Consider the following 24943-nt stretch of genomic DNA (forward strand, 5'->3'; position numbering starts at 1 on the left):
CGCTCGCGCAGGACCGCGAGCGCGAGCGCAGACGCGGCGCATCCTGTAGTTTGTCGCCGACGATTCGCGGAACTCGTCTCCGGTTCAGATGTCCACGGCAAACCCGTCACGTCCGGCGGAGTCTGCGGCGAACGCGGCCAGCACGTCGGCCGCGGCGTCAAGGTCGTCGGTGTCGATGACCTCGACCGGCGTGTGCATGTAGCGGTTCGGCAGTCCGAGGTTCAGCGACGGGATGCCGCCCTGCGAGGTGTAGAAGGCGTCGGCGTCGGTGCCCGTCGAGCGCCCCGAGGCCTGCAACTGCACCGGCAGGTCGCGCTCGCTGGCGGCATCGCGGACCGTCCGGACGACCTCGGGGTGGTTCGAAGAACCGCGGGCGACGACCGGGCCAGCACCCAACTCGACCTCGCCGTGCTGGTCTTTCTCCTTGCCGAGGTCGGGCGAATCGACCGCGTGGGTCACGTCCACCGCGAGGGCGGCGTCCACCGGCAGGTCGAACCCGACCATCTTCGCGCCCTGCTTGCCCAGTTCCTCTTGAACGGTGCTGACGGCGTAGACAGTCGCGTCCACGTCCGATTCGGCCGCGCGCCGGGCGGCCTCCGCGGCCACCCAGATGCCCACGCGGTTGTCCATCCCGCGGGCCGCCATCCGGGTGCCTTCCAACTCCCGAATCGGCGTGTCGAAGGTGATGGGGTCGCCCACGTCCACGAGTTCGCGGGCCTCGGTCTCGCTCTCGACGCCGATATCGACGTGCTGTTCGGCGATGTCCTCTAACTCCTCGTCTTCGGGGTCCCGGAGGTGGATGGCGGTCTGGCCGACGACGCCCCGGACGATGCCGTCGTCGGTGTGAATCTCGACGTGCTGGCCCTTCGAGACCGTGCGGTCGGTGCCGCCGACCCGCGAGAGGCGGACGAAGCCCTCGTCGTCCACGCTGTTTACCATCAGGCCGATTTCGTCGGCGTGACCCGTGAACGCGACTGCGGGGTCGTCGCCCTCCACGACTGCGACTGCGTTGCCGTACTCGTCGGTTCGCACCTCGTCGGCGAACTCCGAGACGTAATCGACCCAGATTCGTTGCACGTCGGCTTCGAAGCCGGACGGACTCGGCGTCGTGAGCAAATCGTCGAGGAACTCGCGGGTTGACTCGTCCATACGTCCGACCAATCAGCGCGTGGTAATGAACGTCACGAATGCGCTCCGTCCGGCGGTCTGGAGCGCGGCCGAGCAACCGGTCGCCCCCAACCGCTAAGTTCACGCTCGGTGAACTTTCGATATGGGTATTCTCGAAATCCACTTCCACGACTCGGAGTTCCACTGGTCGATGAACCCCGGTAGCGGCGAGAAGCGGTCGCTTCGCTCGGGCGAGTCGGGCGAATCGGGCGAGTTGACGGCGGCCGACGGCGGCGAGGAACCCGAGCGCCCGGCGATTAAGCCGAAACTTCGGTCGCTGGCCATCATGGCGCTCGTGATCGGCGCGGGCGTGGCGTACAACCGACTCCAGCGGCGACGCGCCAGACGGGCGGCCGAAGCCGAGGAGGAAGCCGCTAGCGGTCGGTTCTCGCGCCTCCGGTCGCGGTAAGCGAATCACTCGCACGAGTGGTATTTACCCATATACTTTTCGAGCAGTGCGTCGAACTCCATCTGCGATGCCCGAGAGCACGTACTCGGTGTACCTCGTGCGGCGAAACGGCGAACAGGGGGGCAAACGAGAGGTCACGTCTCCGGTTCCGGGCCACGAACTGGAGTTCTACGACACCGGCGTCTGGGTGGACCGCGAGACGGGGCGGAACTTCTTCCCGTACGAGCAGGTTCGGACCATTCGGGAGCATCCCGAGGGGCGAGACACAGCACACGCGAGCGCGGCGGGGACCGAGACGACCGAAGGTAGCGGCGGCGAGTCGGAACCAAAAGAGGAGATGTCGGAAGACTGAGCGGCGACTCGAAAACTGTTTTTCAGGGCGTTAACCCGACGACTTCCCGATTCAGAATGTCGGCGTACCCCGAGAATGTGAACTTGAGTTTCGGGACGCCGGGGAACGTCATCGTCTGGACCGCCAGCATGGGACGGTCCACGTCCGCGCCGAGTCGTCGGAGCGCCGACTCCACGGCGTCGTAGAGCTTTGCGGTCTCCTCGACTTCGAGGTCCGAGCAGACGCCCGCGACGCGGGTCGGGAGTTCCGCGACGACCTCGCCCTCGTCCACGACGGCCCATCCGCCACCCATCTCCGCGACGCGTTCGACCGCGGTTAGCATGGCCTCGTCGTCCGCGCCGACCGCGAGGACGCCTGTGGTCTCCCACGTCAGCGTGGTTGCGACCGCGCCGGAGTCGAGACCGAGACCGGTCACGAACCCGGTGAAACCAGTGCCATCGCCCTTCGGATGGCGGTCGAGCAGGGTCGCCTTGAGGATGTCGTCGTCGGGGTCCGCGAGCAGTTCGTCGCCCTCGACCGGCGGGGAGACGGTCGTCTCGCCCGAGAGGAGTCCCTGCTGGTACTCGACCGCGCGGACCTCGCCCGTGCGGGATTCGCCGTCGGCCTTCTCGACTCCGCTCTCGCCGCCGACGCCCGCGGCGTCGGCGGGCACTCGGAACTGCTCGGGGTCGGTCGAGACGTTCACGGAGTCGTAGAAGCGGTCGGGGTACTCGTGGCTCCGGGGCGCGACCTTCGACTCGCCCTTGTTGTAGACGACTTCGCCGCCGCTGACGACCGTCGTGACGTTCACCTCGTCGAGGTCGTCGATGAGAACCACGTCGGCGACGCTCCCCGGCGACAGCGACCCGACGCCCTCCTCGGCGAGTCCGAAGTGGCGCGCGGGGTTGAGCGTCGCCATGCGAATCGCGTCGGCGGGTTCGACGCCCTCCTCGATGGCGCGGCGGACCACCGCGTCCATGTACCCCTCGGAGATGAGTTCGCGGGGCCACATCCCATCAGTCGAGAGCGAGAGTTCCGCGGTGGGAACCTCGGGGTAGGCGTCGCCGACAGCCTCCATGTCGTCCCGAATCGAGCCGTAGCGCCCGATGGCGTGAATGCCGTTCTCGACGCGCTCGACGATATCCTCGCCCGAGATGGCCTCGTGGTCGTCGTCGATTATCGTGGCGAACGCGGCAAACTTCTCGCCCGAGCAACCGGCGGCGTGGCCTGAGACGGTCTTGTCCTCGGCGTCGGCGCGCTCGTAGAGCAGTTCGGCGGGCGTGTCCCGACCTACGGCGTGAATCCAGTCGGTCTCGCCGACGCCGACGACGCGGTCGTCGGCCAGCAGGTCCACGAGCGCTTGGGCTTCCTCGTCGTCGGCCCGGCGAGGTTCGAAGGTATCGAGCAGGGGTTGGGGCGGAACGACCGCCCGGACGCGAACCGGAAGGTAGGAGGTGGCCGCGAGGAACTGCTCGACGCCCTCCGCGCCGAACGCCGGGCCGTAGCCCGTGACCTCCGAGACGACCGTGGTGGTGCCGCCCTCTATCGCGTAGTGGTAGGCGTTCTCGAACGTCTGGTGGAGGTCGAGGTGAGTGTGGGCGTCCACGAATCCGGGCGCGACGACGCGGTTCGTCGCGGTGATGACTCGCGTCTCGTCGCCGATTACCGGGGTGGCGTCCTCGGGAAGCGCGGCGATACGGTCGTCGGAGACGACCACGTCGCGCGACTGGAACTCGCCCTTCTCGGGGAGACAGACTCGGCCGCCGGTGATGACCAAATCGGCGTCCTCGTCTCCGAGCGCGACCGACTGGAGGTCGTTCACTCTGCCACCTCCCAGACGACGACGCCGCCCTGCTCGCTGGACTCGACTTCGCCGCGCTCGTCCAGCACGTCGAGGTGACCGACCGCCTCGCTCATCCCCGAGAAATACTCGGTCGCTGGCAGGTCGTCGAACAGCTCCTCCATCACTTCGACCGCGGTCGTCGGGCCGTCCTCGACAATTTCGCGGACGTTCTCCGTGCGCTCGTCGTGAGACGCCAGAATCTCGCCGATTCGCTCGCTCGGGTTCGCAATCTCCTCGCGGTGGCCCGGCAACACGCGGTCGAACTCGCGGTCGCGGAGATTCGCTAGCGAGCGGTTGAACGCCGGGAGGACCCGCGGGCGCTCGCCGTCGTCCGTCGCGGGCGGTTGGAGCAAGGGGTTGGGCGTGATGTCGGGGAGGACGTGGTCGCCGACGATGGCGCGCTCCTCGCCGTCGGTCTCGTAGGTGAAGACGGTCTCGCCCGCCGCGTGGCCCTGTACGGCCTCGGCGGTGAGGTCGGTTCCGGCGACTTCGACGGTCTCGCCGTCACCGAGTTCGGCGTCGGTCTCGACGCCGGGCGCGACGTTGAGGAACACCTCCGGCAGGTCGGTGATGGTCTCGGCCGTCTCGCGTGCCATCCCGTGGGTCTCGAAAAAGTCCACGAAATAGGACTGCTCGTAGTCGAGGCGGGTCTCGAAGTCGGCGATAATCTCGGCGGTCGTCGGACTGGCGACGATGCGCGCGCCCGCCTCCCGGAGTCGCTTGGCGAGTCCGAAGTGGTCGGGGTGCGGGTGGGTCACCAGCACCTGCTCGATGTCCGTGGGTCCCATATCGCGGGATTCGAGTTCGTCGAGCAGGGCCGCCCACGCCTCTTCGCTTCCCGGTCCGGGGTCTACCAGCGTCCGCCCAGCGAGATAGGCGTTGACCGGACCGACCTGAAACGGCGTCGGTATCGAGAGCCGCGTGAACATATCGTCACTGTAACCGCCTGCCGATAAACAGTTTTTGACACGCGACAGTCGGACCGAAACGGAATCGCGCGCAGTTTCCCGTTCTCTCGGACGCGCTGCGGTCGCGCTCGGCCGCGTCTGCGGTGCGGTCGCGGTGCAGTCGCCGGTACGGTATGAGTTGCTCAACCGTGACTCAACCGGACGATACCCTCACGTTCGTCGCCTCGCAGAGTCACAACGTCGTCACGGCCGTCGTATCGCAAAGTCACAACGTGGAAGTCGTCGCGCAGTCAGCGCGCCGACAAGTTTCGATTAGGCGTCGCAGGGGCAAACGCTATATTTGACCTTCGCGTGAAAACACAATGGTGCGTGAGAAATGAACAACCACTTCGAAGACGCGTGGTACTACGCCAAGCGCGCGAGCAACCACCTCGCCCGCGGCATCCGCGAGGAACTGACCCCCGTCGAGCGACGACTCCGGAAGGCGACCGGCCGCGAGCAGACGCCGACGACCCGCGTCGAGCGATGGCGCGCGGAACTGAAAGCGACCGAGGACGAAGCCGCCGACCGCGCCCGACGCGCGGTGCGAAAGGCCCGCGAGCGAGTCTGACGCCGGGGTCTCGGGGAGACTCCCGGACGGCAGTCGCTTTTCCGACCGTAAAGTAAGTCTTAAGTCCGGGAAGGGGGAAGAATGGAGTGCGCGGGTCGGTAGTCTAGTCCGGTTATGACAGCTCCTTCACACGGAGCAGGTCGGCGGTTCGAATCCGCCCCGACCCATTTCTGACGGCGCAACACGACGAGCGAAGCAAGGAGCCTGCGCCGTCGAAATGGTTTCCGAAGGATTCGAACTCAGCAAGTCACACGCCCGCGCAGCGAAGCGAGCAGGAATGTCTTGCTCAAGTTCGAATCCGCCCCGACCCATTATCCTGCCGCGAACAATACGGGAAGCGTTCCGTGTGCTCGCCACTTCGTGAGCGGCGAATCGTATCGTCGGTTCCTGAGCGACGTGACTACGCAGGATTCGACGGATACAACGTTGCAGCCGACCTGCGTAGAACTACACTGATTTAATATATAAGTGTGTATTTGGTAAATATAGGGAGCGTATCGTCTCTTGGTTCTGAAACGAGATACAATCCAGTACAAACCCACTCACACTCTCGTCGTGAGCTATCCGATAGAGGGTACACCACGTCACGACGAAATACTGTTTGAGGTCATCCAAGCGGCGTCATCGTCCGCGGACCGATTCGCCCTCTCGATTGAGACGGAAACAGTCGCCGACGACTATCCGTCGATTATCCGATATTTGGACGACCGCTTTTCACGAATCGGTGACAACGACACTGTGAGGTACGAAGCTGACGTGTCTGAGAGGTCACTAGAAGTAATCGAGTTACTTCTGGAGATGACTGGGAGTGCCCGCATCTTTGGCGTACGGAAGATCGAACTCGCACGCGATTCCGAAACGTGTCTTCGCTACGTTCCCGAACACGAAGATTTCACGATTACTGGCGATTCGTCCGGCGAAGTCATTGCTGCGGTCCAAAACGCCATTGATGTCGAACCGGCAGTGATTCTCCCGAATCGCGTACTGGTAGAATGGAAAGTCACCGGTACGGAATGTAGCATTTCTCCACCATCCCTCTGCGTAGGGAACGTCTGTCACGACCTCTCTCGACTCGCATCGGTCGAATCACACCCGGAGCAGTTGGAAATCGAATTACGATGGTACGAGTCAGAGCAAGGTCACGTCGGGCAGATAATCAGTTGGGCTGCTTCACAGGTCGGTCTGTCACGACCAGACACGCTGCGCTTTGAATCGACAGCAGAACTCTCCGAAGCGGTCGAGGTACTGCAAACAGTGACAGCCGGGACCGGGAAAGAAGTGCTCTAACTGGGTTTTCTTTTCAGTATTTGGTTGCCGTGATGAGGAGCGAACTGGATGCCGAGTACAAGAAGTGTATGAGAAGTGTAAAGTCGAAGCGACGCCTTAGCTCCGGCGCAGGCCGACGAGCGCGGCCGCGACCAGCGCGACGACGCCGGTAATCGGCGTGAATCCGGGGACGCTCCCGCTGGAGTCGTCAGTCGTCGTCTCTTCGGTGGTGTCGGCCGCCGTCGTGGACTCCTCGCTCATCTCCTCGGTGGTCGTGACCGAGGTGTCCCGAGCGGTCGTCTCCTCGGCACCGTCGTCGGTCGTCGCCTCACCGCGCTCTTGGAAGTAGACGTAGCTCGTGTCCGACACGTCCGAACCGGTCTCGGTCTGGTAGACCATCGTGTCAGCGGAGGCGTTGTAGCTCTCGCTACCGTTGTTCCGGACGGGCGAGACGACCAGCACCTGTGCCGTCTCGACGGTCGTGTTCAGCGAGACCGAGAGGTTCTCGTGGTCGCCCGCGTCGAGATAGCCGGTGTGGCCGATGGGCGCGCCGCTCTGGTTGTAGACTACCACGAATCCGCCGTCGGGGAGAGAGGCGTCGTCGATGGTCACGGCGTCGCCGTCCAACTTCTGGTCGGGCATCGAGACGGAGGCGGTTTCGTTGGCCTGTTCGTCAGTCGTCGTGGTCGTGCTTGCGGGGCTTGCAAGGGCCGCTCCGGTGAGAACCGCGAGGGCGACGAGTCCCGCAACGAGGACCGTTCGCGTCGTATCTGTCATCGTATGCTCGGTTCCGAGAGATGTGTCTCGGGAGACTATCGGACGAGCGAACTTCGCTCGCAGTCGAGACGCCTCCGGAACTCGATACGGGGTTGACACGCCACTGAAAATTACCTTACGGAAGCCAACGTGATGCGACGACACACCACAAGAGACGCGAAAGCGACCCCGGAATCGAGGTCCGAGGACCCCGAGCCGATCGCCGTGCGGCTATTGACCCATCAGATTCGACCAAACGCATATATATTGTTCATAGAAAATATTTAACCGAATCAGGTCGCATCGACGAACGCGGCCGGAATACCATGAGTACGGACCCCGACACCTTTGACACACGGACCGCCCCGGACCACTGCGCGGACTTCGAGACCGAGACCCGCGACCACCGCCCAGACATCGCGTTGCGCTCCGTCGTCGTCGAGTACGAAGACCGGCCGGACCGACGGACGGTGTACCCCGCTGGCGTCTCCGAGATGGAGCGCATGTCGTCGTGGCTCACCGCCGACGACGACGCTTTCGTGGACCTCGAAGCGACTCGCTGAGGTACAGATTCGGTACCGAGACACAGAACTTCAAATAATCGGTAGAATTAATAAGTATCGTCGGTCGCAGTCGAATATGGACCTCGCCCTCCGACTTTTGATGGCCTGCTTCGTGATAGCCGCGCCGACGCTCCTATACTTGGGCCTGCTGCGCGGACTCGAAAAGATACGCGATGCCACGCTCCTACTGGCGCTCGCGGAGCGCGACGACGTACCGCGAGAGGTGTCGGACAGGGCCACCCGAGCGCTCGATAGGGGTACGGTTCGCGCCGACGGCCGCGGGTCAGGCGACGCGGACGCGCCCGACGCCGTACCTGCACCTGCCTCGTTCGCCTGCTCGACCTGCGGCGCGTCGAACATGACCGGCGCGAGATACTGTCGGAACTGTCTCGGCGAGCTGAATCGGTAGCGACGTTAGCGGTCGGATTCCGCGATAACGAGCATCCCGTTTTTTATCGTCACGTCTGTCGCCTCGGCGGGCATCTCGAACTCGAACTGCCGGGCGCCAGCGACGACGATGGCGAGGTCGCCGAGACAGTCCAGCGACACCTCGACGCCGGGACCGAAATCGACGGTGACGACGTTCTCGTCGTCGTACTCCCGGCGAGCGATGGTCACGTCCTCCTCGTTCGCGGCGGACTGAAGGGGTTGGGGAGTCTTCACACACTGACTTAGAGCGTCTGACGGGTAAGTCCTCCGCCCGCGGCGGATTTGGGGAGAAGATAGAACCGACGAAAAGGGAGAGCGACCGCGCTACAGGAAGTCTTCGATGTGGTCCGCGACCTCGTTGGGCGTGTCGCCGACCGGGACACCAGCGTCGTTCAGCGCGTTGATTTTGCTCTCTGCGGTGCCGGTGCCGCTACCGGAGACGATTGCGCCCGCGTGGCCCATGCGCTTGCCCGGCGGCGCGGTCCGGCCCGCGATGAAGCCAGCGACCGGCGTGTCCATGTTCTCGGCGATGTACTGGGCGGCCTCTTCCTCGTCCTCGCCGCCGATTTCGCCGCACATGACGACCGCCTTCGTGTCGGGGTCGTTCTCGAACAGTTCGAGCGCGTCGATGAAGTCCGTCCCGATGATGGGGTCGCCGCCGATGCCGATGGCGGTAGTCTGACCGATTCCTCGGCTAGTGAGGTTATCCACGACCTGATAGGTGAGGGTGCCAGACCGGGAGACGAGACCGACCTCGCCCGACTCGAAGATGTTGCCCGGCAGGATGCCGAGTTTGGACTCGCCAGGGGTGATGATGCCCGGACAGTTCGGCCCGATGAGGCGGGTATCGACCTCGCTCAGTCGCTTGTTGACCTTCGCCATGTCTTGGGTCGGGATGCCTTCCGTGATGGCGACCACGAGGTCGAGCGGCGCGTCGAGCGCCTCGAAGACGGCGTCGCCCGCGAACGCGGGCGGGACGAAGACGACCGAGGCGTCGGCGTCTTCCTCGCGGGCCGCTTCGTGGACCGTGTCGTAGACCGGGACGCCAGCGACCTCTTGGCCGCCCTTGCCCGGCACCGCACCGGCGACGATGTTGGTCCCGTACTCCATCATCTGTTCGGCGTGGAACTTGCCTTCCCCGCCAGTGATGCCCTGTACGACGACTCTGGTGTCGGAATCGACTAGAACGCTCATTGTGCTTCCTCCTCGGAATGTTCGACCGTGCGTTGAACCGCGTCTTCGAGGGTCTCCTCGACCGTGACGAGTTCGTCGTTCAGAATCTCGCGGCCCTCCTCGGCGCGGGTGCCAGCGAGGCGGACGACCACGGGCTTGGGAATCTCGTCGAACTGCTCAAGTGCGGAGTTGATACCTTTGGCCACCTCGTCGCCGCGGGTGATGCCGCCGAAGATGTTGAAGACCACTGCATCGACGTTCTCGTCGGAGAACACCATGTCCAGCGCGTTGGCCACGCGTTCGGCCTTCGCGCCGCCGCCGATGTCGAGGAAGTTGGCGGGTTCGCCGCCGTAGTAGTCCACGAGGTCCAGCGTCGTCATCACGAGGCCCGCGCCGTTGCCGATGATGCCGACGTTACCCGAGAGTCGGACGTAGTCGAAGCCGTACTCTCCGGCCTTGCGTTCGAGGTCGTCCTCGAACGTCTCCTCTTCCATCTCGGCGAGTTCCTGCTGGCGGAACAGCGCGTCGTCGTCGATGTTCATCACGGCGTCGGCCGCGATGATTTCGTCGTCCTCGGTGACCATCAGCGGGTTGATTTCGACCTCGCTGGCGTCGCGGTCGTCCCAGAGCTGGTACATCGTCTGGAGGACGCTCGCCACGTCGGAGGCGAGTTCGCGGGGGACGCCCGCGTCGTAGACCGCCTTGCGGGCCTGATAGGGATGCATCCCGAAGGCCGGGTCGATGTGTTCACGAGCGATGGCGTCGGGGGTCTCCTCGGCGACGGACTCGATGTCCACGCCGCCCTTGGTCGAGACCATCGCCACGGGCTTGCCCTCGCCGCGGTCCATCGTCACGCCGACGTAGAGTTCGTTCTTGAAGTTCACGGCCTCCTCGACAAGCACGCGCTCGACGTGGTAGCCCTTGAGGTCCATCCCGATGATGTCCTCGGCGGCCTGCTCGGCCTCCTCCTTGCTCTCAGCGAGCTTGATGCCACCGGCCTTTCCGCGGCCGCCGACGTGTACCTGTGCCTTTACGGCGACGGGGTAGCCGATGTCTTCGGCGGCCTCGACGACCTCGTCTACGGACGACGCCAGCGACGCGTCCGGCGTCGGAATCCCTGCGTCGGCGAAGACGCTCTTCGCCTGATACTCGTGTAATCTCATTAGACTCGCCCGATACTTCCGGCGTGCAAGAGTTAGTAGTATCGGAATCGTCGGGAATCGTGGCGTCGCTTCCGTGTGATTTAGTCTCATACGAAGTGAGGAATCAAGGCGTGGGAGAATAGTTGTAATCGGCAATTTTAAGTGGCCCGCAGTAGAAATGGGTCGTGTATCGTAGGCAGCACTCGGTACTGCTACGACAATACAGTAGTCCTTGAGACATTTCTTCTCGCGCGGTGCTGTAACACCGCGCTCGGACCGTCGTAGAGTGCGCCGAAAAGGGTATCGGAAAGTAGTCGTTACTGACTATCTATTCCGCGGCGTACAACCGCACCAACCCGCAGTCGGGACACCGCCGCGGCGTCACGTCCAGCGCCTTCGTCACGCCGACGGCGGCCAGCACGTCGTCGCTCTCGGTCTCGGACCGGACTCGGAACTCTCCCTGTCCGGTGAAGAGGTCGGCTTCCTCCAGCGGCACGTCACAATCGGGACAACGCGCAACGTCGGCCATACGGGGAAGTCGCCGGGGCGCCGCGAAAAATATGTTGGTCTTCTCTAACTTCCAAGCTCACTTCTCGGCGTAGAGGCGCAGAAGTTCACACTCCGGGCACATACGGGGTGAGACGCTCCGGGACTCGTTCACTCCCAGCGACCCGAGCAGGCCGTCTTTCTTCTCGCCCGTATTTACGTTGAGACTGAGACCGTCGCCGGTGTGTAGCTTCACGCGCTCCATCGTCACGCCGCAGTCGGGACAGCGCGGGTCAGTCGCCATACCTACTCAGAGACACCGCTGGCTTTTAAAATTCAGTTCGTCGAGACGATGTCGATAACGTCCCGACTGTCCAGCACGGTGTCAGCGCCGACCTGTCGGTTGCTCCGGCAGTCGATGCCGTGAAGGAAGCCCTCCCCGAGGTCCGAATGGATGTGGTGGGCGAAGTCCTCGGCGGTCGCGCCCTCCGGCAGGAGGAAGCAGTCGGGCAGGACCTCGCCGTTCTCGTTGCCCAGTCCGTTCGCGCCGCCGGGGAAGATGGGCACAAGACCTAATTCCTCGAACAGCGCCTCTTCAAGCGCGCGCTGGACGCCCGTACCGTCGAAATCGGTGACGAACGACTCGATGGCTTCCAGTCCCTCGCGCTGGTCGCCCGACACGTCGCCGACGATTTCGAAGTCGCCGTCGCCGGGTCGGTACTCGACCGCGCCCTGCTCGTCGGCCTGCTTCAGGGCCTTCTCGGCGTGGGCCGAGACGGGCACGACCGTCAGATGCTCGTACTCGGGGTCGCTGGTGATTTCCTCGTAGTTGGCCTGCGCCTCGGGCGTGTCCATCTTGTTCGCGGCGACGACCATCGGCTTGGTCGTCTTGCGAATCTCGCGGGCCAACTCCTCGCGGTCGTCGTCGTCCCACTCGGCGGGGTCGAGTTCGAGACCGAGCGAGAGGATTTCGCGCTTTATCTCGTCTTTGTTCGTCCGGAACGCGCTCATCTGCTCGGCGAGTTCGACCTCGATGTCGTCCTCGTTGCCGTCGTAGCCGCTCTCGTAGCGGTCGATGCCCTTCTCCAGCACTTCGAGGTACCACATGTCGAGTTCGTTCTCCAGAAAGTCGATGTCCTCGCGCGGGTCGTGGCCCTCGGTGGGTTCGCCCTCGATGTCGGTCGTGCCCGAGAAGTCCACGACGTGGACCAGCACGTCGGCCTCGTTGAGGTCGGTCAGGAACTGGTTGCCCAGTCCCGCGCCCTCGTGGGCACCCGGAATCAGGCCCGCCACGTCCACCAGTTTCGTCGGGACGAACCGGGTGCCGTCGTCGCAGTAACCGACGTTCGGCGTACACGTCTCTTCGAACTCCGGCGCGGCGCACTCGACCCGGACGTACGCCTCGCCGACGGCGGGGTCGATGGTCGTGAAGGGGTAGGCCCCCTCCGGCACGTCGTTCATCGTCGCGGCGTTGAAGAAGGTGGACTTGCCCACCGAGGGCTTGCCCACGAGACCGATCTTGTAACTCATTGCACGAACACAGCGTTCGGTTCCCTAAACGGCTTTCTACCTCGCGTTCGTCTGTAAATGGTTGTCACAGGTCGGCTACCGTCTCCTCGCGGCGTCGCCACGGACGCCAAGATTTCCCGCCCGATTCCCCGCCGACCTTTTGCGCCCCCGCGTCGTGGGTCGTCGTAATGATTTTCCAACCGTCGCCGACGCCGGAGAGGAGTCGATGGAACTGAGTAGGGTCTCGGAAGTGAACACGTCGCTCGCGGACTGTCCGGAGACGCTCAGCACACTCGCTGACCACGCCTCGTTTCTCGGCCAGTGGGCGCTCTACCGCGCCCTCAAAGCAGTGGACCCGCCCCGCAAGGAGACGCTGTGGGTCTTCGGCGCGCAGGGCGGCGCGGCGTTCGCGGACAACGCCAAGTACCTCTACCTCCACGTCGCCGCCGAGTGCCCCGAGATTCGTCCGGTCTGGCTCTCGAAGGACCCCGAAGTCGTCCACGAGTTGCAGACCGTGGGGTTCGAGGCGTACCACTGCTACTCGGCGCGAGGAGTCGCGCTCGCGCTCCGGGCGGGCGTCGTCTTCCTGACGCAGGGCCACCGGGACCTTGCCATGCCCGCCGCGGCGGGCGCGTTCGCGGTCCTGCTCTGGCACGGCGTCCCTCTCAAGCGAATCTCGTGGGACGCCGAATTTCTGGACCTGCCGGGACCCGTCCGGCGCGCTCAGGCCGACATGGCCGTGGAGTTCGACCTGCTCACGGTTCCCGGCGCGGGCGTCGCCGACCAGTTCGCGTCGGGCCTGCGAATCGACCGCGAGCGGATGGCTGTCGGGGGCTATCCCCGAAACGACGCGCTCTTCGCCGAGTTTCCGGGGGAGGAGGTCGGAATCGACGCCGCGGCGCTCGCCCGCGTTCGGGACCTCGCCGAGAAGCGCGCGCTGGTCTTCTACCTGCCGACGTTCCGGGAGTGGACCGACAATTCGGCCGCCGACCGCCTCGATTTCGCGGCGCTCGATTCCTTCCTCGCCGAGCGAGACGCGACCCTCGTGGTCAAGACTCACCCGCGGGACAGCCTCGATGTGCCCCACGGTCTCTCGCAGATCGTCGCGCTCCCGGAAACATCGGACATCTACCCGTTCCTCCGGTACGCTGACGCGCTCGTCACCGACTACTCCTCGGTCTACTTCGACTACCTCCTGTTAGACCGCCCGGTCGTCTTCTACCCCTACGACCTCGCCGAATACCGCGCCCGCCGGGGATTCTACTTCGACTACGAGTCGGTGACGCCCGGACCGGTCGCCGACTCTTTCGAGGACCTGCTCGCGGGTCTCGACCGGGCGCTCGACGCGGCCGCCGACCCGACCGGGGACGCCGACGCGCCCGCCCGCGCGGCGCTCCGCGCGCGACTTCTCGGCGGCGACCCCGCAACGAGGAAATCGCCCGACGGCGACTCCGCAGTTGGCCGGTCGGTCGCTACCGACTGCGCGCCAGTCGCCTCTCGGTCGGCCCAAGTCGCGGCGCTCGTCCGGCAGCGACTCGCCGAAGCGCGCGACAAATCGAGCAAAATCGGCAGAGAGCGGCCGACTACGTAGTCTATGGAGGTCTCTATCGTCTCCGTTCCGTTCGTCGCCGTTATTTATATTCAAAAAGAAACCTTGAAGTCCGCTTCGGCAAAACCCCCGGCTAAGGGTGGCAGACGACGCCTCCGCTGTCGCGGGGCGCTCGGACTCACAACATGGTACACACGAGCGGAACGACAGGGCAGGACGCGCCGAATCGGGCCGACGTATCGCTCATCGCCCACCGCGGGTTTGCCGGGGTCTACCCCGAGAACACGGTGGCGGCGGTCGAACAGGCGGCCACGGGCGTCGCGGTCGGCGGGACCCCCGAGATGGTCGAACTTGACGTGATGCCCACCGCGGACGGCGAAATCGTCACGTTCCACGATTACGACCTCGGCCGGTTGACCGACGCCGCCGACGAACTCGCCGACCGGAACGTCTGGGAGACTCCCTACGAGACGCTGGCGAAGTTGGACGTTCTCGGCACCGGCGAGCGAGTTCCGACGCTCGAAGAAATGCTAGAAGCGCTTCCGCCGGAAGTCGGCGTCAACGTCGAGTTCAAGAATCCGGGGTCGGCGGCGGTGCGTCCCCGTGAGAACCTTCCCCCGGAGGCACGCGACGAACAGCGCGAACTCTGGCAGGCGTTCGCCGAGGACGTTCTTGCGACGCTCGCTCCGTTCGACCACGAGGTGCTGGTCTCGTCGTTCGCCGAGGGCGCGCTCGCGGCGGTCCGCGAGGCCGACCCCACGGTTCCCCTCGCAGCGGTGTTCTCCGACTCCATCGCCGACGGGATGGAAATCGCGCGACGATACGACTGCGAGGCGGTGCATCCGCCGTGGAACGCCATCGCGGGCACCGCGCTGTTCAACGCCGAGTACGGGTCGCTCGGTCCCTACGAGGACATTGACCTCGTGGAACTCGCCCACGAGGAGGGCCGCGAGGTCAACGTCTGGACCGTCGAGCGCTGGTACGAGGCCAACCAACTCCGGCAGGCGGGCGTTGACGGCGTCATCGCCGACTATCCCGGCGTCCTCCGGTTCGGCGGCGCGGCGGACTGACCGCGCCGAACTGAACCGCCCCGGACTTCGCTCGTACCGAACCTATCTACGCGCCGAGAGGCGGCCGGTAGCGTTAATACCGCCTGCGTTGGCTTCTGGTTCGGTGAATTATTCGTGAATGGGGTGATTTTAGCGGCGGGTATCGGGTCTCGACTCCGGCCGCTCACGCTTCAGAAGCCTAAGTCCTGTATCGAGGTGGACGGGACACCGATTCTCGCGCACCAGCTCCGGGCCTACGCCGACGCGGGGGTGACCGACGTGACGGTCGTCGCGGGCTATCTGGCCGACGACGTGCGGGCGCTCTGCGAGGAAATCGCGGGCGAGCGCCCGGCACTCGACGTGACCGTCCGCGAGAGCGAGGTGTTCGCCAACACAGACAACATGTACTCGCTGTCGCTGGCCCGCGAGGCGGTCGCGGGCGAACCCTTCGTGCTGACCAACGGCGACGTGGTCTTCGAACCAGGTCTGCTCGCCGACCTGCTCGACGCCGAGACCGACAGCGCCGTCGCCACCGACACCGCGACCTACTCCGAAGAGGCGATGAAGGTAACCCTTGACGACGACGGCCGCGTGATACACATCGACAAGGGAATCTCCGAGGACGAGGCGTACGGCGTCTCGACGGATGCCTACCGCTTCTCCGCGGAGTTCTCGGCGATGCTGTTCGAGGAGATAACCCGGACCATCGAACGCGAGGGCAACTACGGCGATTGGACCGAGGCCGCCATCGACCGCCTCGTCGGGAGCCAAAATCACGACGTGGAGACTGCGGACGTGTCGGGTCGCCGCTGGGTCGAAATCGACGACTTCGAGGACCTTCAAGCGGCCGACCGGCGGTTCGCCTCGCTCTCCTCGCTCGGCGAGAAGGAGGCCGTCTTCTTCGACCTCGACGGCACGGTCTATCTGGACGACGACCTCGTGACCGGGGCCGACGAGGTGGTCGCCGCGCTCCGCGAGCGAGACACGAGCGTCTACTTTCTGACGAACAACTCCTCGAAGTGGAAGGACGACTACGCGAAGCGCCTGTCGAATCTCGGGATTCCGACCGACCCCGAGGACGTGTTGCTCTCGACCGACGGGGTCCTCCAGCATTTGGAGCGCACCGACCCCGAGAGCGTGTTCGTCCTCGGGACCGAAGCGATGGCCGACGCGCTGGCCGACCGCGGTGTCGAGGTGGTCGATGAGTTCGACTCCGGCGCGAACGCGCCCGACGCCGTCGTCGTCGGCTTTGACACGGAACTCACCTACGAGAAGGCCCGGCAGGCGACGCTCGCAATCCGCGAGGGCGCGACGTTTCTGCTCGCGCACCCCGACACGGTCTGCCCGACCGCGGAGGGGTTCGTCCCGGACTGCGGGGCCATCGGCGCGATGATGGAGACTGCGACCGACCGGACGCCCGACAGAATCTTCGGCAAACCCAACGCCGAGATGGTCGCGCCGGTCCTCGACGCCGAAGGGTACGCGCCAGAGGACGTTGCCGTGGTCGGCGACCGACTGGAGACAGACGTACGACTCGCCGAGAACGTCGGCTGTGAGTCGGTCTGCGTGCTGTCGGGCGATGCGACCCGCGAGGCGGTCGAGACCAGCGAGCGGTCGCCGACGCTGGTCGCGCCGACCATCGCCGCGCTACGCGAGTTCGTCGCGCCGACGCCCGACTCCGAGTCCGGCGAGCGCGTCGCCGCCGACGGCGGGGGTGGCGAGGAGTGAGCGAGGGCGAGCAAAGCGAGAGCGAACGAACGGACGGCGATGGAACCGAGAGCGCCGCGGTCCGCCGAGGATACGTCACTCAGACCCACACCGGAACAGTTCCGTGGGAGGAGGCGCTCGGCGCGGCGTCCCGAATCGGGTTCGACTTCGCGGAACTCTACATGGACGGGGCGACCGAGCGCACGCGACTCGACCCTGGTTCGGTCGGGTCGCTGGCGGCCGAGAAGGGTATCGACCTGCTGGTCCACCTGCCGTTCGTGGACCTCGAAATCGGGTCGCCCCGGAACCCGGTCCGGGAGGGGTCGCTCTCCGAACAGCGCGCCTGCATCGAGACCGCCGCCGAGATGGGCGCTGAAAAGGCGGTTCTCCACGCCGGGACCAGCGCCCGGCCGCCCGAGTGGGAACTGGACGAAATCGCCCCACGTCTGCTAGACTCGATTCGAATCTTGGACCGGTTCGCGGCCGACCGCGACGTGGAAATCTGCGTCGAGAACCTTCCGGGCGTCCCCTTCACGGTCCACCATCTGGACCGCGTGTTCGCGGAGACCGAGGCGAGCGCCACCTTCGACACCGGCCACGCCCGCGTGGACGGGATGGACCCCGACGAGATGGCCGACTTTCTGGCCAACCGCGGCGAGCGCGTCTCGCACGTCCACGTCAACGACGCCCGCGAGGACGCCGACGAACACGTCCCAACGGGGTCGGGAACGACCGACTTCGAGACCGCGCTGGCACCCCTGCGCGAGGGGTGGGAAGGCACCGTCTCGGTCGAAGTGTACACTTTCGATGAGGACTATCTGGCGCTCAGCGCCGAGAAGCTTGAAGAAGTCCTCTGAGCGTCCAACTCTCGGTAGCGGTCTCGGAGTCCAGATTTCTGCCCGCGACGACGAGAAATTCCGACGCCTTCTTATAGATTCTCCCCGATAGTTTTCGTATGCTTCGAACGAGCAGGAGAACTTTCCTCAACCTTCTCTCCGGCCTCGTCGGCAGTGGGTCGGAAGGGCCGTCCGAGTAGCGACGGTAAACGAGTCTCGGCGCTTCCGGGTTCGAGACTCCACGTTCCGACACCCTCAGTCTCGATGCCTCGATTTCGGGGGGGACCGATACCGGGCAGAAACCACCGCGGCGCGCATGACCGGAATACTGTAAAGGCTTATACCCTGTGAGACGGTACCAAACACCACATAGATGTACGACCGAATACTCGTCCCGACGGACGGTTCGACCGAGACCGAGCGCGCGGTCGAACACGCCGCTCAGTTGGCGGCCGCACACGACGCGCAACTCCACGGCGTCTACGTCGTCAACTCCGCGACGTTCGCGGGTCTCCACATGGAAACCTCGTGGGAGGGCGTTGACGAGGTGTTGCGCGATGAGGGCGAGAGCGCGCTGGAGCGGGTCGAAGCCATCGCGTCCGAGTACGGCGTCGAGTGTTCGTCGCGGCTTCTCGACGGGTCGCCGAGCAAGTGCATCGTGGAGTACGCCGAGCGCGAGGACTGCGACCTCGTGGTGATGGGGACCCACGGCAGGGGCGGCATCGACCGCCTGCTTCTGGGGAGCGTCGCGGAGGGGGTCGTCCGGGCCTGCTCGGTCCCGGTGCTGACTGTGCAGGTCGGCGACGACGAGCATTCGACCGAATCCGACAGCGAGGGCGCGGCCGCCGAGGAATCGGCGACGTGAGTGGGCAAGCGTTACGAAGCGGTGTTCTAAATAGCGAGAGTTATCGAGGACAGTCCGAGAAGGTCGCTACTGCCGATGCCACTCATACCGCACAGCACTGCCCCGCATCAGCCTCACACCTCCCCAACCTCCTCGCTCACTACGTTCGCTCGTCCCTCGCGCCCGCACGCGCCGGGATGACTGTCAAGAGGGCGCGCGCCCGGTCGAAAATTGCCTCCGTCACACCGGCCGAAGGTGTTCGCAGTCGCCCGCGTGGACGTGGACGCGCTCGCCGTCGTCGGTTTCAATCACAAGCGCGCCGGGGAACGCTACGTCTATCGCCTCGCCGACGATTTCTCCGGTCGGGGTCTCCACCCGGACGCGCTGGCCGAGCGTGGCCGACCGGTCGCGCCACGCCTCGACTGCGGTCTCAGGGTCGGCCCGGAGTTCGTCGAACCGCTCCAGCAGGCGCTGGACGAAGACGCGACGGTCCACGTCGCCGACCTCCTCGCGGATACTGGTCGCGCCCTCGGGGAGTTCGTCGGCCGAGACGTTGGCGTTGAGTCCGACGCCGACCACGACCCACGAGACCTGACCGGCCTCGCCCTCCATCTCGGTCAGGATGCCCGCGAGTTTCTTTCCGCCGCGGTCGGCCGTTTCGTCGGTCGTATCACCACTTTGCCTCGCTTCGCTCACAAGAATATCGTTCGGCCACTTGATTTCGGCGTTCACACCCGCCTCGCGGGCCACGTCGGTCATGGCCACCGCGGCCGCCAGCGTGAGCGCCGGGGCATGGGCGGGCGGCAAGTCGGGCCGGAGGACCGCGCTCAGCCAGATTCCTCCGGAGGGGGCCGACCACTCGCGGTCGAGACGACCCCGGCTTCCGGTCTGCTCGTCGGCCAACACCACCACGTCTCGGGCACCCTCCCCGGCGAGTTCCCGCGCGCGGTCGTTGGTACTTCCGATGGCGTCGTGGTACTCCACCGCGAAATCGGCGTCGAGACCGTACTCGACCGCGGGACCGCTGTACTCCGGCGCGCCGTCAAGGCGGTAGCCATCGTCGCCGCTGGCGATTTCGAAGCCCGCGTCGCGGAGCGCTTCGACGTGTTTCCAGACCGCGTTGCGCGAGACGCCGAGACGGTCGGCAAGTTCCGGACCCGCGACTGGGTCCTCCGAGATGGCTTCAAGAACGGCCCGACGGGTGTCGTTCATGGCGGTCGGTAAGAATGGAATAGTGATGAAAGAGACGATTCCATCGTGACGGAATCTCGGCGAGCGTGATTTTGGGCAACGCGCCGGTACCCGCCGGAGACCGATTGTTCTGCCTGAGTGTACGTTCGACAGACCTATCCCTAATTTAATACTTACTATAATTAAAATTGTTTCTTTTCATTAGAAAATTTTATGTATTTCTGCCATATACGTGTAAATGCAATGGCAGATAACTCCCACCCAGAAAAAAGTCGACGTAGCATTCTAAAAGCGTCCGGCGCTATCGTAGGAGGCGGAGCCCTCATGGGTGCCGCCACGAGTTCTGCATCGGCGAGCGACCTGTACGTGGGACAAGAAGTATACCTGAACGCGGACGGGAGAGACATTCCCGGCTGGGAGAGTTGTGACTTAAAGAACTACGAGTTCTACAACCGCAAGACGAGTGGCACCATCGTCGATGGTTGCTCTCGGGACGGTTACTGGAAAGTAGACCTCGATGGCTATCCCACGGCGTGGTTCAGCGACAACTTCCTGTCAGAGAACAACGGCGGCCCATAGCGAGGCACAACGACAAAGGAGCGTAACAGACGACGAGTGTCCACGTTACTCCGTGGACGCGACACCCCGTTTTAAGATGTATATACTTCAACTTGTAACTCAGTAGTCAGTATTTTCGTCAGTGAGAGCCGCGACTGACTCTGAACCGGCGAGCGGGGTGCTCGTTACCTGATGTCGATTAGCGCGTCGCACAAGTCACCGCTGTTGCTCTCCCCGGCCACGACCGGCGAGATAGTACCGCTGTCATCCGGTCGTCGAAGGTCGGTGTGACATCTCGAAAAGAAGTCTCGTAGCAACAGAAACCGAGAGACCGAAATCGACTACTCGAAGGCGACCAGCACGTCGCCCATGTCCACGCTGTCGCCCTCGGCGACGGCGACCTGCGAGACGGTGCCGCCGCGGTCGGCGACCACGTCGTTCTCCATTTTCATCGCTTCCAGCACGCAGACCACGTCACCGGCGGCCACCTCGTCGCCCGCTTGGACGTTCACGTCGAGGATGGTGCCCTGCATCTCGGCGGTGACGCTTCCGCCCTCGGCGTCGGCCGCCGCGCCGTCCGACCCGCCGGAGTCGCCGCCCGCGGGTTGGGGCTTCTGGCCGCCGGAACCGCCGCTCGCGCCAGCGGTCGGAATCGCCGCCGCGCCGCGCTCTTCTAAGTCCACCTCGAAGCGCTTGCCGTTGACCTCGACGGTGAACTGGCGCTCGACGACCTCTTCGTCGTCGCCCGCGGTCGAATCGGTCTTGCCGCCCCACTTCTCTTGGGCCTCCTCGATGCGCTCGGGGTCGAGCGTGTGGTCGAGGTACTTCGTGGTGTGGGTGCCCGCGACGAAGGCGTCGTCTTCGAGCATCAGGCGGTGGAACGGGATGATGGTCGGGATGCCCTCGATGTCGTACTCCGCGAGCGCGCGCTGGGAGCGGACGATACACTCCTCGCGGTCGGACCCGTGGACGATGAGTTTGGCGACCATCGAGTCGTAGTCGGTGACGAGTTCGTCGCCCTGTCGGAGCGCGTCGTCGAGTCGGACGCCGATGCCGCCCGGCGGGTCGTACGTTTCGAGGTCGCCGCCGGTCGCGGGCGCGAAGTCGTTCGCGGCGTTCTCGGCGTTGATGCGGAACTCCATCGCGTGGCCTTCGAGTTCGACCTCGTCCTGCGAGAAGCCCAGTTCTTCGTCTTGGGCGACCCGAATCTGGGACTTCACGATGTCGATGTCGGTGAGTTCCTCGGTGACGGTGTGTTCGACCTGAATCCGGGTGTTGACTTCGAGGAAGTAGAAGTTCGTCTCCGGCCCGAGCAGTTCGCCGCCCTCGCGCTCGGTGTCCTCTTCGACGAGGAACTCGAAGGTACCGGCGTTGTAGTAGCCCGCGGCGTCGGCACCGCGGCGGGCGGCCTCCGCGATTTCCTCGCGCAGTTCGTCGGTGAGCGCGGGCGAGGGACCTTCCTCGATGACCTTCTGGTGGCGGCGCTGGAGCGAGCAGTCTCGTTCGCCGAGGTGGCGGACGTTACCGTGGTGGTCGGCGATAATCTGGACCTCGATGTGGCGCGGGTTTTCGAGGTAGCGCTCCAGATAGACGTTGTCGTTGTCGAAGTACGCCTCGCCCTCGCGCTTGGCGGATTCGAGTTGGTCCTCGGCCTCCTCGGCGCTCCGGACGACCTTCATCCCGCGGCCGCCGCCGCCACCCTCGGCCTTGATGGCGATGGGGTAGCCGTGTTCCTCGCCGAACTCCGTCACCTCTGCGGGGTCCTCGACGGGGTCGGTCGTGCCCGGCACGATGGGCACGTCGGCCTCGCGCATCGTCTTGCGAGCGTGGGTCTTCTCGCCGAGTTGTTCCATCGAGTCGGCGGACGGGCCGATCCACTTCACGCCCTCGGTCTCCTCGACCTTACCCGCGAACGCGGCGTTCTCCGCGAGGAAGCCGTATCCGGGATGGATGGCGTCTGCGTCGGCCTTCTTCGCGGCGTCCACGACCGCCTCGTGGTCGAGGTAGGAGTCGGCCGCGCGGGCCGGACCGACGTTGTACGCCTCGTCGGCGTACCGGACGTGTCCCGAGTCCTTGTCGGCCTCGCTGTAGACAGCCACGGTGTCGATACCCAACTCCTCGCAGGCCCGCATCACGCGAACCGCGATTTCGCCGCGGTTTGCGACGAGTACCTTGTCGAACATTCTTAGCGGCAAATATTCGGGAAGGATACCTCATTCTGTCGGTTCTTCCCGACGACCGCCGCGAGGTCGTCAACTGCTCGGCGCAGGTCTGTTGACGGGGACACGCGGCGACTACTCACTCGCCGACGACGCGGCACATCACGCTCGCCTCGGCCTTCCGGAGCAGGTTCGACGCCGTACTCTCCGCGCAGTCGAGTTCCGCCGCCACGTCGGCCAGCGACCCCTCGCGTGGCACCTCGTAGTAGCCGACTTCGGCGGCGACCGACGCCGCCTCGAACTGTCGGTCGGTCAGTCCGGCCGCGACGGTGCCGTGCCTGCGGTCGTAGTCGCCGACCTCCTCCACGTCGGCCGCGATTCGCTCGGGCAGGTCGCCCAGCAGGGTCCGCAGGTCGTCCGGCGCGCCGACGAGCGTGAACCGCATGTGGCCCCCGCCGGTGTACTCGATGGGCGGCACCACGAGCAACTGCCGCCGGGCGAACACCGACCGGAAGTCAGTGTCGGTCTCGCGGGTCTCCTGCCGGACGTAGGCGTAGAACGACCGCGAGTCGATGGGAACCAGCGTGTACTCCGGAATCGACTCCACCTCGTCCATCGCCGCCCGGTAAGGGTCGATTTCGCCCTCGACGTAGAACAGCACGTACTCGACGCCCTCCTCGCGGAGGATGTTCCACGCCAGCAACTCTTCGCGGTCCACCGCCGGGGAGTCGGCGATGAAGTTCTGCATCGGGTGGCGCGTCTCTCGCGGTTGCCGGAGGGTGAGCGTGAGGTACTTCACGGTCGGCGATACCGCCGCTACATAAAAAAGAGCTAGGCAGTTCGACGGAGTTTCTATCGATGGGCCGACCCAACTGTCGAGCATGAGCCATTCAGACTCCAGCGCCGACGCCTCCAAGGCGGGAGAGAGCGCGGCGGCCCGCGACGCGGAGAGCGGTCCGGCACACGACGCCGAGGGCGGCCCGGCGGTCCGCGACCCGCCGAAGTTGGACGCGCCGCCGCTGGTCGGCAACACCCTCCAGTTCGCGCGCGACCCGTTCGGCTTCTACGACCGACTCGACGAACAGGGCGAAGCGGTCCGCTACGAGGTTGCCGGACAGGAGTTCTGCACGATCTTCGAACCGGAGTACGTCGAGCGGATTCTGGTCGCGGACAACGAGAAGTTCGTGAAGGCAGAGATGTTCCGGGAGGCCGCGGCCGGGTTCGCCGAGCGAGGGTTGCTCCTGACCGAGGGCGAGGTCTGGCGCGACCAGCGGGTCCGCATCCAACCGGCGTTCACGCCTGACAAGATTCAGAGCTACGCGGACGCGATGGTGACGTACGCCGACCGCCTCGGCGACGAACTCGTAGACAGCGAACTCGTGAACGTCGAGGACGTGATGTCGGAACTGACCCTCGAAATTCTGGCCAAGTCGCTGTTCGACGTGGACGTATCGGGTCGCCTCGATGTGGTCCGAGCGGCCGCCGCCGCACTCAACGAGCGAGGCGACGCCAGCGGCGCGTCAGCGTTCCTCCCGAACTGGGTGCCCACGCGGAAGAACCGGCGGTTCAAGCGCGCGATGGCCGATTTCGAGTCGATGGTGGACGACCTCATCGCCGAGCGACGGCGCGACGGACCCGACTCGTACGACGACCTGCTCTCGGTCTTGCTCGACGCCGAGGGACCGGACGGGACCACGATGGCCGACGACGTGGTGCGCGACCAGATGGTGACGTTCCTCTTTGCGGGCCACGAGACGACCGCGCTGGCGCTCACGTACGCGTGGCACCTGCTCGCGCGCAACCCCGACAAACTCGACCGCCTCCGCGCGGAACTCGACGCCGAACTCGGCGACCGGCGGGCGCAAATGACCGACCTGCACGCGCTCGACTACACCGAGCAGGTCGTGAACGAGACCCTGCGACTCTATCCGCCCGCCCACGTCCTGTTCCGGGAACCCACCGAGGACGTGACGCTCGGTTCCTACCGCGTCAGGAGGGGTACCGCGATTTCGATTCCCATCTTCAAGCTTCACCGCGACGGCCGGTTCTACGACGAACCCGACGAGTTCCGGCCCGAACGATGGACCGAGGAGTTCGAGAACGAGATTCCCGACTACGCCTACTTCCCGTTCGGCGGCGGCCCGCGCCACTGCATCGGGATGCGGTTCGCTATGACGGAACTGAAACTCGTGCTAGCGACGCTGGCCCGCGAGGTCAGTTTCGACCCGACCTACGAAGGCGACCCAGACCTCTCGATGGCCGCGACGATGCGGCCCGACCAGTCGATGGAGATGCGCGTTCTCGAACGAGGGTGAGCCGCAGTACCGCACTCCGGCAACTTTTATTTATCGGGGGGCTGACTGTTCGAGCGTGAATCGACCGACTCCGCCCCGCGCTGGCCCGAATCACGGACCAGCGACCGCTCTTCGTCGGGTGGAGTCCTGACCGCCGGTGGCCC

General features: G+C 65.1%; 26 protein-coding genes and 1 tRNA gene. 14 read left to right on the top strand and 13 right to left on the bottom strand.

Going from position 1 to position 24943, the window contains the following annotated elements; all coding sequences use genetic code 11:
* Window positions 1-84: 84 nt before the first annotated feature.
* A complete protein-coding gene (locus EP007_RS01855) occupies window positions 85-1149 on the bottom strand; it encodes a M20/M25/M40 family metallo-hydrolase (protein ID WP_128476030.1) in 1065 nt (354 codons plus the stop codon).
* Window positions 1150-1270: 121 nt separating this feature from the next.
* Here EP007_RS01855 and EP007_RS01860 point away from each other — a divergent pair, with 121 nt between their 5' ends.
* Together EP007_RS01860 and EP007_RS17735 are read left to right on the top strand one after the other, a co-directional pair.
* Entirely contained in the window at window positions 1271-1576 is a 306-nt protein-coding gene (locus EP007_RS01860; protein WP_128476031.1) for a hypothetical protein, read from the top strand.
* Window positions 1577-1643: 67 nt separating this feature from the next.
* Entirely contained in the window at window positions 1644-1928 is a 285-nt protein-coding gene (locus tag EP007_RS17735) for a hypothetical protein (RefSeq protein WP_208023516.1), read from the top strand.
* Window positions 1929-1950: 22 nt separating this feature from the next.
* Here EP007_RS17735 and EP007_RS01870 read toward each other — a convergent pair whose 3' ends face one another.
* A complete protein-coding gene (locus EP007_RS01870; RefSeq protein ID WP_128476032.1) occupies window positions 1951-3729 on the bottom strand; it encodes an adenine deaminase C-terminal domain-containing protein in 1779 nt (592 codons plus the stop codon).
* Window positions 3726-4679 carry an MBL fold metallo-hydrolase gene (locus EP007_RS01875; RefSeq protein ID WP_128476033.1) on the bottom strand — a complete coding sequence of 318 codons (954 nt, stop codon included), beginning with the start codon at window positions 4677-4679 and terminating at the stop codon, window positions 3726-3728. The genes EP007_RS01870 and EP007_RS01875 overlap by 4 nt, the downstream gene beginning before the upstream one ends.
* A 355-nt stretch (window positions 4680-5034) precedes the next feature.
* Here EP007_RS01875 and EP007_RS01880 point away from each other — a divergent pair, with 355 nt between their 5' ends.
* The 3 genes from EP007_RS01880 (at window position 5035) to EP007_RS01890 (ending at window position 6555) form a co-directional block, all read left to right on the top strand.
* Window positions 5035-5268, top strand: a complete 234-nt coding sequence (locus tag EP007_RS01880; RefSeq protein ID WP_128476034.1) for a DUF7553 family protein — start codon at window positions 5035-5037, stop codon at window positions 5266-5268.
* A gap of 92 nt (window positions 5269-5360) precedes the next feature.
* Window positions 5361-5435 (top strand) — tRNA-Val (locus EP007_RS01885).
* A gap of 388 nt (window positions 5436-5823) precedes the next feature.
* Window positions 5824-6555: a hypothetical protein gene (locus EP007_RS01890; RefSeq protein ID WP_128476035.1), complete on the top strand. Its 732-nt coding sequence runs from the start codon at window positions 5824-5826 to the stop codon at window positions 6553-6555.
* Window positions 6556-6651: 96 nt separating this feature from the next.
* Here EP007_RS01890 and EP007_RS01895 read toward each other — a convergent pair whose 3' ends face one another.
* A complete protein-coding gene (locus EP007_RS01895; protein ID WP_128476036.1) occupies window positions 6652-7311 on the bottom strand; it encodes a DUF7282 domain-containing protein in 660 nt (219 codons plus the stop codon).
* A 305-nt stretch (window positions 7312-7616) separates the two neighbouring features.
* Here EP007_RS01895 and EP007_RS01900 point away from each other — a divergent pair, with 305 nt between their 5' ends.
* Window positions 7617-7853, top strand: a complete 237-nt coding sequence (locus EP007_RS01900) for a DUF7511 domain-containing protein (protein ID WP_128476037.1) — start codon at window positions 7617-7619, stop codon at window positions 7851-7853.
* Window positions 7854-7929: 76 nt separating this feature from the next.
* A complete protein-coding gene (locus tag EP007_RS01905) occupies window positions 7930-8262 on the top strand; it encodes a zinc ribbon domain-containing protein (protein ID WP_128476038.1) in 333 nt (110 codons plus the stop codon).
* 5 nt (window positions 8263-8267) lie between these two features.
* Here the strand turns inward: EP007_RS01905 and EP007_RS01910 are convergent, their stop codons facing one another.
* The 6 genes from EP007_RS01910 to EP007_RS01935 form a co-directional block, all read right to left on the bottom strand.
* Window positions 8268-8516 (bottom strand): DUF7127 family protein, encoded by a 249-nt coding sequence (locus EP007_RS01910; RefSeq protein ID WP_128476039.1) that lies wholly within the window; start codon window positions 8514-8516, stop codon window positions 8268-8270.
* Window positions 8517-8606: 90 nt separating this feature from the next.
* Entirely contained in the window at window positions 8607-9476 is an 870-nt protein-coding gene (gene sucD / locus EP007_RS01915; protein WP_128476040.1) for a succinate--CoA ligase subunit alpha, read from the bottom strand.
* The gene (gene sucC / locus EP007_RS01920) at window positions 9473-10618 is read right to left on the bottom strand and encodes an ADP-forming succinate--CoA ligase subunit beta (protein WP_128476041.1); all 1146 of its coding nucleotides are present in this window, start codon (window positions 10616-10618) and stop codon (window positions 9473-9475) included. The genes sucD and sucC overlap by 4 nt, the downstream gene beginning before the upstream one ends.
* 307 nt (window positions 10619-10925) lie before the next feature.
* Entirely contained in the window at window positions 10926-11126 is a 201-nt protein-coding gene (locus tag EP007_RS01925; protein ID WP_128476042.1) for a hypothetical protein, read from the bottom strand.
* Window positions 11127-11183: 57 nt separating this feature from the next.
* A complete protein-coding gene (locus EP007_RS01930) occupies window positions 11184-11387 on the bottom strand; it encodes a hypothetical protein (protein WP_128476043.1) in 204 nt (67 codons plus the stop codon).
* A 32-nt stretch (window positions 11388-11419) separates the two neighbouring features.
* A complete protein-coding gene (locus EP007_RS01935; protein WP_128476044.1) occupies window positions 11420-12613 on the bottom strand; it encodes a redox-regulated ATPase YchF in 1194 nt (397 codons plus the stop codon).
* Between the two features lie 205 nt (window positions 12614-12818).
* On the opposite strand from EP007_RS01935, the gene EP007_RS01940 reads away from it, so the two are divergent.
* The 5 genes from EP007_RS01940 to EP007_RS01960 all read left to right on the top strand — a co-directional run bounded on the left by EP007_RS01940 (window position 12819) and on the right by EP007_RS01960 (window position 18598).
* On the top strand, window positions 12819-14183 hold the full coding sequence (locus EP007_RS01940) for a CDP-glycerol glycerophosphotransferase family protein (RefSeq protein ID WP_128476045.1): 1365 nt from the start codon (window positions 12819-12821) through the stop codon (window positions 14181-14183).
* Between the two features lie 143 nt (window positions 14184-14326).
* Entirely contained in the window at window positions 14327-15211 is an 885-nt protein-coding gene (locus EP007_RS01945) for a glycerophosphodiester phosphodiesterase (protein ID WP_128476046.1), read from the top strand.
* 114 nt (window positions 15212-15325) lie between these two features.
* Window positions 15326-16918, top strand: coding sequence for an HAD-IIA family hydrolase (locus EP007_RS01950; RefSeq protein ID WP_243700423.1), 1593 nt, complete (start codon window positions 15326-15328; stop codon window positions 16916-16918).
* Complete coding sequence (locus EP007_RS01955; protein ID WP_128476047.1) at window positions 16915-17754, top strand: sugar phosphate isomerase/epimerase family protein; 840 nt, start codon at window positions 16915-16917, stop codon at window positions 17752-17754. Before EP007_RS01950 ends, EP007_RS01955 begins: the two co-directional genes overlap by 4 nt.
* 352 nt (window positions 17755-18106) lie before the next feature.
* Entirely contained in the window at window positions 18107-18598 is a 492-nt protein-coding gene (locus EP007_RS01960; protein ID WP_128476048.1) for a universal stress protein, read from the top strand.
* Between the two features lie 219 nt (window positions 18599-18817).
* Here EP007_RS01960 and EP007_RS01965 read toward each other — a convergent pair whose 3' ends face one another.
* Window positions 18818-19789 (bottom strand): biotin--[acetyl-CoA-carboxylase] ligase, encoded by a 972-nt coding sequence (locus EP007_RS01965; RefSeq protein ID WP_128476049.1) that lies wholly within the window; start codon window positions 19787-19789, stop codon window positions 18818-18820.
* Between the two features lie 222 nt (window positions 19790-20011).
* Here EP007_RS01965 and EP007_RS01970 point away from each other — a divergent pair, with 222 nt between their 5' ends.
* On the top strand, window positions 20012-20347 hold the full coding sequence (locus EP007_RS01970; RefSeq protein ID WP_128476050.1) for a hypothetical protein: 336 nt from the start codon (window positions 20012-20014) through the stop codon (window positions 20345-20347).
* 320 nt (window positions 20348-20667) lie between these two features.
* Here the strand turns inward: EP007_RS01970 and EP007_RS01975 are convergent, their stop codons facing one another.
* The gene (locus EP007_RS01975; protein WP_128476051.1) at window positions 20668-22509 is read right to left on the bottom strand and encodes an acetyl-CoA carboxylase biotin carboxylase subunit; all 1842 of its coding nucleotides are present in this window, start codon (window positions 22507-22509) and stop codon (window positions 20668-20670) included.
* Window positions 22510-22624: 115 nt separating this feature from the next.
* Window positions 22625-23284, bottom strand: coding sequence for a helix-turn-helix domain-containing protein (locus EP007_RS01980; protein ID WP_128476052.1), 660 nt, complete (start codon window positions 23282-23284; stop codon window positions 22625-22627).
* A gap of 82 nt (window positions 23285-23366) precedes the next feature.
* On the opposite strand from EP007_RS01980, the gene EP007_RS01985 reads away from it, so the two are divergent.
* Window positions 23367-24800 (top strand): cytochrome P450, encoded by a 1434-nt coding sequence (locus EP007_RS01985; protein WP_128476053.1) that lies wholly within the window; start codon window positions 23367-23369, stop codon window positions 24798-24800.
* Window positions 24801-24943 lie beyond the last annotated feature (143 nt).

Source organism: Halorussus pelagicus (genome assembly GCF_004087835.1).
Classification (GTDB): domain Archaea; phylum Halobacteriota; class Halobacteria; order Halobacteriales; family Haladaptataceae; genus Halorussus; species Halorussus pelagicus.

Coding starts and splice junctions, on each gene's coding strand:
- EP007_RS01855 (WP_128476030.1), bottom strand. CDS start 1,149: ATGGACGAGTCAACCCGCGAGTTCCTCGACGATTTGCTCACGACGCCG.
- EP007_RS01860 (WP_128476031.1), top strand. CDS start 1,271: ATGGGTATTCTCGAAATCCACTTCCACGACTCGGAGTTCCACTGGTCG.
- EP007_RS17735 (WP_208023516.1), top strand. CDS start 1,644: ATGCCCGAGAGCACGTACTCGGTGTACCTCGTGCGGCGAAACGGCGAA.
- EP007_RS01875 (WP_128476033.1), bottom strand. CDS start 4,679: ATGTTCACGCGGCTCTCGATACCGACGCCGTTTCAGGTCGGTCCGGTC.
- EP007_RS01880 (WP_128476034.1), top strand. CDS start 5,035: ATGAACAACCACTTCGAAGACGCGTGGTACTACGCCAAGCGCGCGAGC.
- EP007_RS01895 (WP_128476036.1), bottom strand. CDS start 7,311: ATGACAGATACGACGCGAACGGTCCTCGTTGCGGGACTCGTCGCCCTC.
- EP007_RS01900 (WP_128476037.1), top strand. CDS start 7,617: ATGAGTACGGACCCCGACACCTTTGACACACGGACCGCCCCGGACCAC.
- EP007_RS01905 (WP_128476038.1), top strand. CDS start 7,930: ATGGACCTCGCCCTCCGACTTTTGATGGCCTGCTTCGTGATAGCCGCG.
- sucD (WP_128476040.1), bottom strand. CDS start 9,476: ATGAGCGTTCTAGTCGATTCCGACACCAGAGTCGTCGTACAGGGCATC.
- sucC (WP_128476041.1), bottom strand. CDS start 10,618: ATGAGATTACACGAGTATCAGGCGAAGAGCGTCTTCGCCGACGCAGGG.
- EP007_RS01925 (WP_128476042.1), bottom strand. CDS start 11,126: ATGGCCGACGTTGCGCGTTGTCCCGATTGTGACGTGCCGCTGGAGGAA.
- EP007_RS01930 (WP_128476043.1), bottom strand. CDS start 11,387: ATGGCGACTGACCCGCGCTGTCCCGACTGCGGCGTGACGATGGAGCGC.
- EP007_RS01935 (WP_128476044.1), bottom strand. CDS start 12,613: ATGAGTTACAAGATCGGTCTCGTGGGCAAGCCCTCGGTGGGCAAGTCC.
- EP007_RS01940 (WP_128476045.1), top strand. CDS start 12,819: ATGGAACTGAGTAGGGTCTCGGAAGTGAACACGTCGCTCGCGGACTGT.
- EP007_RS01945 (WP_128476046.1), top strand. CDS start 14,327: ATGGTACACACGAGCGGAACGACAGGGCAGGACGCGCCGAATCGGGCC.
- EP007_RS01960 (WP_128476048.1), top strand. CDS start 18,107: ATGTACGACCGAATACTCGTCCCGACGGACGGTTCGACCGAGACCGAG.
- EP007_RS01965 (WP_128476049.1), bottom strand. CDS start 19,789: ATGAACGACACCCGTCGGGCCGTTCTTGAAGCCATCTCGGAGGACCCA.
- EP007_RS01970 (WP_128476050.1), top strand. CDS start 20,012: ATGGCAGATAACTCCCACCCAGAAAAAAGTCGACGTAGCATTCTAAAA.
- EP007_RS01975 (WP_128476051.1), bottom strand. CDS start 22,509: ATGTTCGACAAGGTACTCGTCGCAAACCGCGGCGAAATCGCGGTTCGC.
- EP007_RS01985 (WP_128476053.1), top strand. CDS start 23,367: ATGAGCCATTCAGACTCCAGCGCCGACGCCTCCAAGGCGGGAGAGAGC.